Source organism: Enterobacter sp. UPMP2060 (assembly GCF_053709655.1).
The window spans coordinates 793,013-805,880 of sequence record NZ_JBSKJQ010000001.1 but is presented as its reverse complement, the minus strand read 5'-3'; the positions used below and the strand labels follow the sequence as shown (position 1 = coordinate 805,880).

Annotated in this window: 10 protein-coding genes; 5 read left to right on the top strand and 5 right to left on the bottom strand. The window is 53.2% G+C overall.

What is annotated here, in order from left to right:
* Positions 1-56: 56 nt before the first annotated feature.
* Together ACWKXN_RS03985 and ACWKXN_RS03980 are read right to left on the bottom strand one after the other, a co-directional pair.
* Positions 57-425, bottom strand: coding sequence for a fimbria/pilus periplasmic chaperone (locus ACWKXN_RS03985; protein WP_454543336.1), 369 nt, complete (start codon positions 423-425; stop codon positions 57-59).
* 99 nt (positions 426-524) lie between these two features.
* Complete coding sequence (locus tag ACWKXN_RS03980; protein ID WP_454543335.1) at positions 525-1,217, bottom strand: DUF1120 domain-containing protein; 693 nt, start codon at positions 1,215-1,217, stop codon at positions 525-527.
* Between the two features lie 1,061 nt (positions 1,218-2,278).
* Between ACWKXN_RS03980 and rstB the strand changes: the two genes are divergently transcribed.
* Positions 2,279-3,577 carry a two-component system sensor histidine kinase RstB gene (rstB, locus tag ACWKXN_RS03975; protein ID WP_240608415.1) on the top strand — a complete coding sequence of 433 codons (1,299 nt, stop codon included), beginning with the start codon at positions 2,279-2,281 and terminating at the stop codon, positions 3,575-3,577.
* 73 nt (positions 3,578-3,650) lie between these two features.
* Positions 3,651-4,580: a DNA replication terminus site-binding protein gene (gene tus / locus ACWKXN_RS03970; RefSeq protein WP_454543334.1), complete on the top strand. Its 930-nt coding sequence runs from the start codon at positions 3,651-3,653 to the stop codon at positions 4,578-4,580.
* On the opposite strand, the gene fumC is transcribed toward tus, so the two are convergent.
* Entirely contained in the window at positions 4,581-5,975 is a 1,395-nt protein-coding gene (gene fumC, locus ACWKXN_RS03965) for a class II fumarate hydratase (RefSeq protein WP_454543333.1), read from the bottom strand.
* Between the two features lie 182 nt (positions 5,976-6,157).
* Positions 6,158-7,804 carry a class I fumarate hydratase FumA gene (gene fumA, locus ACWKXN_RS03960; RefSeq protein ID WP_029740299.1) on the bottom strand — a complete coding sequence of 549 codons (1,647 nt, stop codon included), beginning with the start codon at positions 7,802-7,804 and terminating at the stop codon, positions 6,158-6,160.
* 199 nt (positions 7,805-8,003) lie between these two features.
* Between fumA and manA the strand changes: the two genes are divergently transcribed.
* Positions 8,004-9,179 (top strand): mannose-6-phosphate isomerase, encoded by a 1,176-nt coding sequence (gene manA, locus ACWKXN_RS03955; RefSeq protein ID WP_182931876.1) that lies wholly within the window; start codon positions 8,004-8,006, stop codon positions 9,177-9,179.
* A 99-nt stretch (positions 9,180-9,278) separates the two neighbouring features.
* Complete coding sequence (locus ACWKXN_RS03950; RefSeq protein WP_058840742.1) at positions 9,279-10,811, top strand: YdgA family protein; 1,533 nt, start codon at positions 9,279-9,281, stop codon at positions 10,809-10,811.
* 116 nt (positions 10,812-10,927) lie between these two features.
* Here ACWKXN_RS03950 and ACWKXN_RS03945 read toward each other — a convergent pair whose 3' ends face one another.
* Positions 10,928-11,380 (bottom strand): hypothetical protein, encoded by a 453-nt coding sequence (locus tag ACWKXN_RS03945; protein ID WP_454543332.1) that lies wholly within the window; start codon positions 11,378-11,380, stop codon positions 10,928-10,930.
* Between the two features lie 593 nt (positions 11,381-11,973).
* On the opposite strand from ACWKXN_RS03945, the gene ACWKXN_RS03940 reads away from it, so the two are divergent.
* Positions 11,974-12,723 (top strand): DUF2971 domain-containing protein, encoded by a 750-nt coding sequence (locus tag ACWKXN_RS03940; RefSeq protein ID WP_454543331.1) that lies wholly within the window; start codon positions 11,974-11,976, stop codon positions 12,721-12,723.
* Positions 12,724-12,868: the final 145 nt, after the last annotated feature.

The window sequence follows — 12,868 nt, the reverse complement described above, 5'->3', positions numbered from 1 at the left end:
TTCATCTCTTGGCAGGTCGGCAGGACGAATGAGAACGGGAAGATTCTGACGCACGCTCATGCGAACAATTTTTGATCTTTCTTCTGCGGAGGAATCCCTTCAAACGTGACTCGCATCAGATGCTCAGTCGTTAGCGGCTTGTTATCCGTCAACAGAAAGCGCACGCGCTGGCTTTTTCCCGCCTCAATGCGTGCTGCCGGAGGCGTTATCGTCAATAGTGAAGATTTGTCCTCCTGAATATTGTGTAATGTACTGAGCAATAAGACTGGATAACCTTCGGTATTGGTGACATTAATACTTCCCTCACCGTCGTTTTGTTCCACAACTACAACAGACGTCTCAGGAACCACGCCAGTAGCATGGGCAAAAGTTGATATCAACGCGAGAGCAGTCGCCCCAAATTTATTAATTGAGGTGAGTTTCATTGTTTAAGAACCTTTTAATTTAAATGGGACATCCAGTGTCGAAAGTTAAATCCCCCGCGAAACTACGGGGGATTATCGCCTATATAACACCGGATGGTATTACAGGTATATAACTTCTAATGTAGTCTGGCCATCAAGATGAACTGCATGGGTAAGATCTAATTCTGATGCTTTATTAATATAAGCTTCCACCGCCAGTTTTCCAGCCAGAACTTTAAAAGCAACAGGCGCAAGCTCGCCAGTCTTAGCCCATGAAAGATAGCGAGGAGCATTACTAAATGGAAAGCCTGATGAGGCAGTCCAAGAGTCTGAACCTGCTCCGCCGTTTTTAATACCATCAACAGAACCACCGTCCACAGTCATTTTTTCAGGATCAAATTGAATGGCGTACCCTCCAATTTTGGCAGTTCCATCAAGTCCGAGACCAACGCCCATTACGCCGCCACCAAATAGTGGTACCGGTGTACCGGCGGCACCGTTGTAGCCCTCAGTTACGCCTGCCATTGTACCGGGACGATCATTAACAGCGTTAATTGCAACTTTTGCGAGAGCATCACAAGTAATAGAAAAATCAATTTCTTTTCCTGGTAGGGTTGTATAATCATCGGCAGACAAAGTACTAGCTTTGATGTTGCCGTAATCAACAACACCACCACCGGACAGAGCTGGAGTACAGGCTGCGGGAATGATAGTACCAATTACTTTCACATCGACGCTCTCAGCGAAAGCAATATTAATTCCTGCTGCAATAATCGCAACAGCCAGCGTTGACTTAATCTTTTTGTTTAACATGGTTTTCCCAGTCTATAAAATTACAATATTCAAATAGATTTCTGTTCCTGTAAAAGAATAAGTGGAATTGAAATCCAGATTCACATTAAGATTCAATACGGTGCTATTAACTTCCATTAATTTCAATTAAAAGTCGTATTAATCAGTTACTTCTCGAGGGAAACAACAGTTCACACATAAAAATAAACATCACTGCCATTTCCCGAGGCCTATTATCCATAACCCCCACTTGCCCTCAATACATTTTTAAACCATAAAAACACTGACAATCCAACTTTGGATTATCTGTCTTTTTTTGAAAAGACTTTTTGTTAGAGTTTATTAAGCCCATGCAAATCACTACTAGAAATAAAGAACAATGCGGAAATGAATTTTTAACAAAATAAAATATATAAATAAACAAAAAATATACATTCATCTTTCTTTTTCATAATCATTAGCCAGACTACTGTCGATCATATTTAGCTATAGATTGCATCCATCACCAACAGCGACATTCTGGGCTGGAGAAAGGAATTACTGACTGGCAAGACTAACTATGCGCCCGAAAAGAGGAGAAATAAAACTGGCCGCGCCGTTAGAACAGTAGATTATTATCTGGCCATCCTGCGACAAATCCTCGGCCACTGGCGTTCGGTCCGGTGAGCTTTGTGCTCTTGCCTGGGAAGATATCGATCTTAATTCCGGCGAAGCTACCATTGCACGCAATCGAACTCAGGAAGGATAGTTTGGACCACCCAAAACCGAAGCTGGATACCGGACGATAAAGTTACTGGAGCCGGCTCTGGAGGCTTTGCGATCTCAAAAGGAACTTACGGGCAGTGCCCCTAAGGTACCCATCGGATGTTGTCGGCAGGTGCTAATCCTGCTTTTATAGCGAATCAGATGGGTCATGAGAATGCAGAGATGGACTTCCATGTATACTCTGCGTGGATAAATGCTCTTGATAGCGATCAGGTATCATTTTTGAATCAGCGCTTTGGCGGATATGCAAATGCCCCTATGGTGCCCCTGAAGGTAAAAACAAAGTAGTTAATTACTTGATTTCCCGGTGATATTTAATGAAAAAGCTGTTTGTGCAGTTTTATCTTTTGCTGTTTGTCTGCTTCCTGGTCATGACCATGCTGGTCGGGCTGGTCTATAAATTCACCGCCGAACGTGCGGGCAGGCAGTCGCTGGACGATTTGATGAAAAGCTCGCTCTATCTGATGCGCAGCGAGCTGAGAGAGATCCCGCCGCACGACTGGGCGAAAACCCTCAAAGAGCTGGATCTGAACCTGTCATTCGATTTACGCATCGAGCCGTTAAAAGATTTTGAGCTGGACCCACCCGCCATGCAGCGTCTGCGCGACGGGGACATCGTCGCGCTGGATGAGAAATACACCTTTATCCAGCGCATTCCGCGCAGCCATTACGTGCTGGCCGTCGGGCCGGTACCCTATCTCTATTATCTGCACCAGATGCGCCTGCTGGACATGGCGCTGATGGCCTTTATCGCCATTTCGCTCGCGTTTCCGGTCTTTATCTGGATGCGCCCGCACTGGCAGGACATGCTAAAGCTGGAATCCGCCGCGCAGCGTTTTGGCGAAGGGCATTTTACCGAACGCATTCACTTCGACAGCGGTTCCAGTTTTGAACGTCTGGGCGTGGCCTTTAACCAGATGGCCGATAACATCAATGCCCTGATCGCCAGTAAAAAGCAGCTGATCGACGGGATTGCGCACGAGCTGCGCACGCCGCTGGTTCGCCTGCGCTATCGTCTGGAGATGAGCGAGAATCTGACGGAAGCGGAGTCTCAGGCGCTTAACCGCGATATCGGCCAGCTTGAGGCGCTGATCGAGGAGCTGCTGACCTACGCGCGCCTCGATCGTCCGCAAAACGAACTGAACCTCAGCACGCCGGACCTGCCTGTCTGGCTGCAAACCCACATCGATGACGTTCAGAGCGTGAACCCGCAGCGCACGCTGTTAACGCGCGTCACGCCGGGTGATTACGGCGCGCTCGATATGCGCCTGATGGAGCGCGTGCTGGACAATCTGATGAACAACGCCATGCGCTACAGCGAAAGCACGCTACAGATTGGGCTGGATTTGGAGGGCAATCAGGCCAGCCTGACGGTGGAGGATGACGGTCCGGGGATTGCCCCGGAAGCGCGAGAAACCGTGTTTGAACCGTTTGTCCGCCTCGACCCCAGTCGCGATCGCGCCACCGGCGGATGCGGCCTGGGGCTGGCGATTGTTTATTCTATCGCGCAGGCGATGGGCGGCACGGTGCATTGCGAAGAGAGCGAGCTCGGCGGCGCGCGCTTCTGCTTTAGCTGGCCGGTATACCATAACATCGCCCTTCCCGTCCCTGCCTGACTTCAACCGCACGCTGGCCTGACCCGGCGTGCTGTGTTATATGATAAGTATGTTGTAACTAACGAGAGTGCTTATGGCGACCTACGATCTCCTCGAACGGCTGAACAGCACGTTTCGGGAAATAGAACACGAGCTCCTGACCCTGACAGAACGTTTGCAGAGCTGCCGTCTGCTGGCCGCGCGCGTCTTTACCCTGCCCGAGGTTGCCAAAGGGGCCGAGCACGACCCGCTGGACACCATCGCGGTTGAACAGCACATCGGCAGCGCCGCCCTTGAGCTGACGCTGAAGCACTATCGCCGCCTGTTTATCCAGCAGCAGTCAGAAAACCGCAGCAGTAAGGCCGCCGTGCGTCTGCCTGGCGTGATCTGCCTGCAAACCGATGCGACAACGCGCGACGCGCTGGAAAGCCAGATTACCCACATCAACACCCTGAAAGCGGCCTTTGAAAAGATCGTTACCGAAGAGTCCGGCCTCGCCCCTGCCGCCCGGTTTGAATGGGTGCACCGTCAGCTTCCGGGGCTGATTACCCTGAACGCCTATCGCACGCTGACGGTACTGCGTCATCCCGCCACGCTGCGCTTCGGCTGGGCGAATAAGCACATCATTAAAAACTTCACCCGGGATGAGATTCTGGCGCAGGTGGAAAAAAGCCTGAAGACGCCGCGCACCGTCGCGCCGTGGTCGCGCGAGCAGTGGATTGAGCGCCTGGAGCAGGAGTACCACAGCATCGCCTCACTCCCGGCGGACGCGCGCCTCAAGATAAAGCGTCCGGTGAAGGTACAGCCTATCGCCCGCGTCTGGTATTCCGGCCAGCAAAAACAGGTTCAGTATGCCTGCCCTACGCCGCTGATTGCGCTCTATGATGCCGATCGGGGGGCCATCGTGCCGGATATTGGTGAGCTTTTGAATTACGATGCGGACAATGTCCAGCACCGTTACAGACCTCAGGCGCAGCCGCTGCAGCTGATTATTCCGCGGCTGCACCTGTACGTGGCGGGATGACTATTTCAGGCTGCCGACCATCGCTTCCGGGCGAACCCAGGCGTCGAACTCCGCCTCCGTCAGATAGCCCAGCGCCAGGGCGGAGGCTTTCAGCGTCAGCCCCTCTTTGTGCGCTTTTTTAGCGATCTCGGCGGCCTTGTCGTAGCCGATATGGGTATTCAGCGCCGTCACCAGCATCAGGGATTCATTGAGCAACTGGCTGATACGTTCGCGATTCGGCTCAATCCCTACCGCGCAGTGCTCGTTAAAGCTCTCCATTCCGTCCGCCAGCAGACGAATCGATTGCAGAACGTTGTGGATCACCATCGGGCGATAGACGTTCAGCTCGAAGTTGCCGGACGCACCGCCCAGGTTGACGGCCACGTCGTTGCCCAACACCTGACAGCAGAGCATGGTCATGGCTTCGCACTGGGTCGGGTTGACTTTACCCGGCATGATGGAGCTGCCCGGCTCGTTTTCCGGAATGCTGATTTCACCGATGCCGCAGCGCGGACCCGAGGCCAGCCAGCGCACGTCGTTGGCGATTTTCATCAGCGAGGCCGCCAGCCCTTTCAGCGCGCCGTGGGTGTGGACCAGCGCGTCGCAGGTCGCCAGCGCTTCGAACTTATTGGGCGCCGTGACGAACGACTGTCCGGTGACGTTTGCCAGCTCCTCCGCCACGCGCACCGCGTATTCTGGATGGGTGTTTAACCCGGTCCCGACCGCCGTCCCGCCGAGCGCCAGCTCCGCCAGGTGCGGCAGGCTGTACTCAATATGCTTCAGGTTATGTTCCAGCATCGCCACCCAGCCGGAAATCTCCTGGCCGAGCGTCAGCGGCGTGGCGTCCTGCAGGTGCGTACGGCCAATTTTGACGATGTCGCGGAAGGCCTGCGCTTTCTCGTTGAGCGTGGATTTCAGGACGTTGAGCTGCGGGATTAGCTGCTCGCGGATAGCAATCACCGCCGCCACGTGCATCGCCGTCGGAAAGACGTCGTTGGAACTCTGGCTTTTGTTGACGTCATCGTTCGGATGGACCTTACGCTCCATGCCGCGCACGCCGCCAAGCAGTTCGCTGGCCCGGTTCGCCAGCACTTCATTCATGTTCATGTTGCTCTGGGTGCCGGAACCGGTCTGCCAGATGGCGAGGGGGAATTCGTCGGGATGCTTGCCCGCCAGCACTTCGTCGGCGGCGTTGATGATGGCGGTCGCTTTGTCTGCCGTCAGCAGGCCTAAATCCTGGTTCACTTTCGCGGCGGCGCGTTTGGTGAGCGCCAGCGCCTGAATCAGCGAGACGGGCATTTTTTCGGTCGAAATACGGAAGTGCTCCAGCGAACGCTGGGTTTGTGCGCCCCAAAGCTTGTCGGCCGGGACGTCGATGGCGCCCATCGAGTCTTTCTCATGGCGTACCGTGGTCATTACTTTCTCCTTGATAACAAAAGAGGGATTGCTCACATGCCTAAGGGATAAGTATTGATGACTTCTGGGAAACGATATGGCGCTTTGTGCGCTCTTTTTGGTGTCGGGTTTCGGCTGCGCCTTACCCGAGCTACGAGAATATAGGCCGGGCAAGCGTCAGCGCCACCCGGCAATTTACAGAATTACTTCACGCACGCCGAACACTGGGACGACTGGATCTGCTTGAAGAAGTCGTTGCCTTTGTCATCCACGAGGATAAACGCCGGGAAATCTTCCACTTCAATTTTCCAGATCGCTTCCATACCCAGTTCCGGGTATTCCACGCACTCCAGGCTCTTGATGCTGCCCTGCGCCAGAACCGCAGCCGGGCCGCCGATGCTGCCGAGGTAGAAGCCGCCGTGCTTGTGGCAGGCGTCCGTCACCTGCTGGCTGCGGTTGCCTTTCGCCAGCATGATCATGCTGCCGCCGTTGGCCTGCAGCTGGTCAACGTACGAGTCCATACGCCCTGCCGTGGTTGGGCCTAACGAGCCGGACGCGTAGCCTTCAGGCGTTTTTGCCGGGCCTGCGTAGTAGATCGGATGATCTTTAATGTACTGCGGCAGCCCTTCGCCGTTGTCCAGACGCTCTTTCAGCTTCGCGTGCGCGATGTCGCGGCCCACGATGATCGTGCCGTTCAGCGAGAGACGGGTCGAGACCGGATACTGCGAAAGCTGCGCCAGAATCTCTTTCATCGGACGGTTCAGGTCGACGCGAACCGCTTCACCCTCACCCGCTTTGCGCAGCTCTTCCGGGATGTATTTGCCCGGATTGTTTTCCAGTTTTTCGATCCACACGCCTTCGCGGTTGATCTTCGCCTTGATGTTGCGATCCGCGGAGCAGGACACGCCCATCCCGACCGGACAGGAGGCACCGTGACGCGGCAGACGGATCACGCGCACGTCGTGGGCAAAGTATTTGCCGCCAAACTGCGCGCCGAGGCCCAGGTTACGCGCTTCTTCCAGCAGTTCCTGCTCAAGCTGCACGTCGCGGAACGCCTGGCCGTGCTCGTTACCTTCGGTAGGCAGGCCGTCGTAGTATTTGGTTGAGGCCAGCTTAACGGTTTTCAGCGTACTTTCCGCCGACGTACCGCCAATCACAAACGCGATATGGTACGGCGGGCACGCCGCGGTGCCGAGGGTGCGCATCTTCTCAACCAGGTAATTTTTCAGCTTGCCCGGGGTGAGCAGCGCCTTGGTTTCCTGGTAAAGATAGGTTTTGTTGGCTGAACCGCCACCCTTGGCGATACAGAGGAATTTGTACTCATCACCGTCGACGCTGTACAGATCGATCTGTGCCGGCAGGTTGGTGCCGGTGTTGACCTCTTTGTACATATCCAGCGCCGCGTTTTGCGAGTAGCGCAGGTTATCTTCGGTGTAGGTGTTGTAGACGCCGTGCGCCAGGGCCGCTTCGTCACCGCCGCCGGTCCAGACGCGCTGGCCTTTTTTACCGACGATGATCGCCGTGCCGGTGTCCTGACAGGTAGGCAGAACACCTTTCGCCGCGATGTCTGAGTTACGCAGGAACTGCAGGGCAACGTATTTATCGTTTTCGCTGGCCTGCGGGTCGCTGAGAATATCGGCAACCTGCTGCTGGTGCGCTGGGCGGAGCATAAACGAGGCGTCGTGGAAAGCGTGCTGCGCCAGCAGCGTCAGCGCCTGCGGATCCACCTTGAGGATCTCTTGTCCTTCAAACTCAGAGACGGAGACGTGATCGCGGGTTAACAGGTAATACTCGGTCCGATCCTTACTGAGGGGGAAAGGATCCTGATAATGGAAGGGTTTATTCGACATTGGTCTCTCACTTACTGCTTCGGTCTGTTTATTCAGGGCAGATGTTCCGCTGCCCGGCTTAAAAGCGAGTCAGCTTATCCTACACAATTTTTTAACAAAAACTGAGACTAGTACGACTTTTTACATCCACAGGTTACTTCCATGAGGTTTATTGCTTTAATACCTGGAGTTAATTCCACAATTGAATCAGGGCTTGATAATGCAAAAACTCATTAACTCAGTGCAAAACTACGCCTGGGGAAGTAAAACTGCGTTAACGGATCTCTACGGTATCGCGAACCCGAACAACCTGCCGATGGCAGAACTGTGGATGGGGGCGCACCCGAAGAGCAGCTCAAAAATTGAAGACGCCAGCGGCCAGGTTCGCAGCCTGCGTGACGTGATTGACGCCGATAAAGCCGCGCTGCTGGGCGACAAGGTGGCTCAGCGCTTCGGCGAACTGCCGTTCCTGTTCAAGGTGCTGTGCGCCGACCAGCCGCTCTCCATCCAGGTTCACCCGAACAAGAAAGCCTCTGAAATCGGCTTTGCCAAAGAGAACGCGGCGGGAATTCCTTTAGACGCCGCCGAGCGTAACTACAAAGATCCTAACCACAAGCCGGAGCTGGTCTTTGCGCTGACCCCGTTCCTGGCGATGAACGCGTTCCGCGAGTTTTCAGAGATCGTTTCCCTGCTGCAACCGGTCGCGGGTGCCCACAAGGCTATCGCCCACTTCCTTGAAAACCCGAACGCGGACGCGCTGAGCCAGCTGTTTGCCAGCCTGCTGAATATGCAGGGTGAAGAGAAATCTCACGCGCTGGCGGTGCTGAAAGCGGCTCTGGGCAGCCAGCAGGGTGAACCCTGGGAGACTATCCGCCTGATCTCCGAATTCTACCCGGACGACAGCGGCCTGTTCTCCCCTCTGCTGCTGAACGTGGTGAAGCTCAACCCGGGCGAAGCGATGTTCCTGTTCGCTGAAACCCCGCACGCCTACCTTCAGGGCGTTGCGCTGGAGGTAATGGCTAACTCCGATAACGTGCTGCGCGCAGGCCTGACGCCGAAATACATCGATATTCCTGAACTGGTTGCCAACGTGAAGTTTGTGGCGAAACCTGCCGCGGAGCTGCTGACTCAGCCGGTGAAAAACGGCGCAGAGCTGGACTTCCCAATTCCGGTTGAGGATTTTGCTTTTTCCCTGCACGACCTGAGCCAGGCCGAAACCGCCATCGCGCAGGAAAGCGCGGCGATTCTGTTCTGCGCCGAGGGCGAAGCGACGCTGCGCAAAGGCGAACAGCGTCTGGTGCTTAAGCCCGGTGAGTCAGCATTCGTTGCAGCCAATGAATCTCCGGTCAGCGTAAGCGGCGCCGGTCGCCTGGCGCGCGTTTTCAATAAGCTTTAAGCACTTACTGAATTTTTTAACAACTCTTGCTAAGCTAGTTGCAGGCTTAATATCTCCGGGCGGTTTTTACCGCCTGGTTTCATTTTAGGGATAGTCGCAATGAAAAAATCGGTCGTAGCGGTTGGAGTGATTGTAGCGTTAGGCGTGGTCTGGACGGGGGCCTCCTGGTTTACCGGGAAACAGCTGGAAGGCCGTCTGGCTGAGATGGTGGCGCAGGCTAACGGAGAGATTAAGCGCAGCGCGCCGGAGGCGGGCCTGGAGCTGAGCTACCAGAATTATCATCGCGGCGTGTTTACCAGCCGTATGCAGCTGGTGGTAAAGCCAGTGGCCGGTGCTGAAAACGGCTGGCTGAAACCGGGTCAGAGCGTGGTGCTGGACGAGGTGGTGAGCCACGGTCCGCTGCCGCTGGCGCAGCTGAAGTCCTTTAACCTGATCCCGTCGATGGCGTCCGTTCATACCGTGCTGGTGAATAACGACGTCACCAAACCGCTGTTTGACCTGGCAAAGAATGAATCGCCATTCGACATTAATACCCGCATCAGCTATGCCGGTGACACGAGCTCCGATATTGCTCTGAAAGCGCTGAACTACGAGAAAGAGAATGAGAAAGTCGCCTTCAGCGGCGGTCACTTCAAACTTGACGCTGACCGCGACGGAAACGTGTTCTCCCTGACGGGTGAAGCGGAAAGCGGCCTGGTCAATGCCGTGAACGAATATAACCAAAAGGTTCAGCTCACCTTCAGCAACCTGAAAGCCGACGGCAACAGCCGAATGACCGATTTCCAGGAGCGTATCGGCGATCAAAAACTGTCTCTCGACAAGGTTGCCATTGCGGTTGAAGGAAAAGAGATGGCCGTGCTGGAAGGTATGGACGTCAACGGCAAATCCGACGTTTCCAAAGACGGTAAAAGCATCAACACGCAGCTGGATTACACGCTGAAGAGCCTGAAAGTGCAGAATCAGGATCTGGGCACCGGCAAGCTGTCGCTGAAGATCGGCAATATCGACGGCCAGGCGTGGCACGAGTTTAGCCAGAAATACAGCAAAGAGAGCCAGGCGCTGCTGACCGATGCCGCACTCCAGCAGAACCCTGAAGTGTACCAGCAGCAGGCGATGGCGGTGCTGTTCAACAACCTGCCTGTCCTGCTGAAAGGCGAGCCGGTGATCACCGTTGCGCCACTGAGCTGGAAAAACAGCAAAGGCGAAACCAGCTTTAACCTGTCTCTGTTCCTGAAAGATCCGGCAACCGCAACGGGCGAGCCGCAGACGCTGGCCCAGGAAGTGGATCGCAGCGTGAAGTCGCTCGACAGCAAGCTGACCATCCCGATGGATATGGCGACCGAGTTTATGACCCAGATTGCGAAGCTGGAAGGCTACGGCGATGAAGACGCTGGCAAGCTGGCGAACCAGCAGGTGAAAGGTCTGGCGGCCATGGGCCAGATGTTCCGCATCACCAAAGTGGAAAACAACACGATTTCCACCAGCCTGCAGTATGCCAACGGCCAGGTAACGCTCAACGGCGACAAGATGCCGCTGGAAGACTTCGTCGGCATGTTTGGTATGCCGACGCTGGGGATGCCGGAACCGGCTGAACCGGCAGCGCCAGCCGAACCGGCGGCACCGCAGCAGTAAACGGCAAAACCCCTCGCATGAGGGGTTTTTTATTGCCGGGTGGTGCTGACGCTTACCCGGCCTACGATCCCGAGCTGTTGTTGGCCCGTGCAAGCGAAGCGCCGCCGGGCGTGACCTCAGTGCGGCAGGTAAGGTTCTCTGACAAAGTCAGCCAGGAGATAAACCAGGTCATGCAATAAGCCAGCAAGTTCTTTCGAGACAGCACTTGCCAGAGTCTGACTCAATAAGGCCTGATTAAGTGCCTGAGCATATCCCACCAGCATCGCAGTATCTTGCCAGCAATCCGGAACACAGGATTGTGCAGGAAACGCGGTACTCAGTCGCTCTACCAGATGAGGCGGTAAATCTTCATCGCATCGGTTTTTTAGCTCATCGAGAGTAAAAGCCAGACGTCCACACAGCGCTAAGCGCTCCGCTTTGTCTTGGGTTTCCAGCAGCACGTTAACAAAAGCGCAGCAGCAATCCGTCAGTTCGAAGAGATCCAGCGTTGAGGATATCGGCAGATCGAGAAGTTGGCAGGCAATACTGTCAGTGAAATGAGGGTTAGCAAGGGTTGGGATCGTAGCCATATGGCAGCCTCCGTGTGATGTTTTAAGGCCACCGTCTAAGTTTCCACGCTCAGAGGGTGGCGGCGCTGACAGGGGTGGAAACTGAATCACACGGTCTTCAGCCAGCCTTTCGGCTGCCCTATCAGCGCCACCGTTGATTTTACAAGGATATGCGCTGCCCCGACACTAAAACTGTGTCGTCGTGTGATGGTTCAGGTTTCCACGCCTGACTGCGGAATTTGCCGCAGTGGGAAAACTGTAATGGATATGATAAAAAAAAGAAACTGGCACTTCTTTTTCCATTTATTTTTTAATCAAAAATGCGAGAGGCATTCCAAAAACACACCTGGAATCATTCGAATCCTAAATATGAAATGGTATAATATTTTCAACACCTAAATTTAAGCAACTTGTTCGGCCACCATAATTATTGGCAATTATAATGAGCTTATTTTGCGAGGCTATTTATGCGAAAATCATACAGAACACATGAGAGACATGTTTTTTATAAATACATGTCAGCAAATACTGCCCAAATTGTTCTCGAAAATTGTAGTCTAAGATGGAGTTCCCCAACAATATTTAATGACCCTTTTGATGTACCTCGAGAGGTAATGAAAAATGTCAATGAAATTACTCTAGGTAAAGCATTAGCGCGAAAACTGAAGCAGGAATTGCTTAACCCACGGCAGGATCTACTAAATGTGAATCCAAGAATAAGGACGCTTTTAGAAATTTATAAAAAAATTTTCCCATACGGCATCCCTCCAGGTTTAGCGGAAAAATTTCAAGAAATTGAAATCGATCCTCCGGTTGGGCCAGGAGCACCTATTGCTATAGAAGATATGAAAAATATGTGGCGAGGCATGCTCAATGATAGAAGAATTCTATGCTTATCAGAAAGTGCGACAATCCCACCAATGTGGAATCATTATGCTGACGGATACAAAGGTGTTGTTATTGAATTTGAATGCATTGATGAACTTGATAGTGCATGGTTAATAGCAAAGCCAATAAATTATACAAATGAAATGCCTTTAACTTATACTGCTGAGGGTATGGCAGATTTACTTTTCTTACCAGACAGTAAAGCAATTGACTATATCAACAACGAAATCACATTTATCAAAACAGAAGATTGGGCCTACGAAAAAGAATGGAGAATATCAACCTATGCGAAAACAACTAATTCTGGATACTATAGTGACTATGGTTTTCACCCGTTAGAAGTTAAGTCGATAATTCTGGGCCCTCATTTTGATGATAATGATGAGGATTTTACAAAACTTGTTCAAAAGTATCCTTTAGCACGTATACGAAAGAGCACATTTGGCGAACATAGAAAAATAATAATTTCACCATAGATGAACGTCCTAAAATTTATCATATTAGTGATTAAACCAATGAGTGTTTGAGAGTGCGCAATCTTTTTAGCCGGGTGGCGGCTACGCCTTACCCGGCCTACGATCCCGAGCCGTTGTAGGCCCGTGCAAGCGCAGCGCCGCCGGG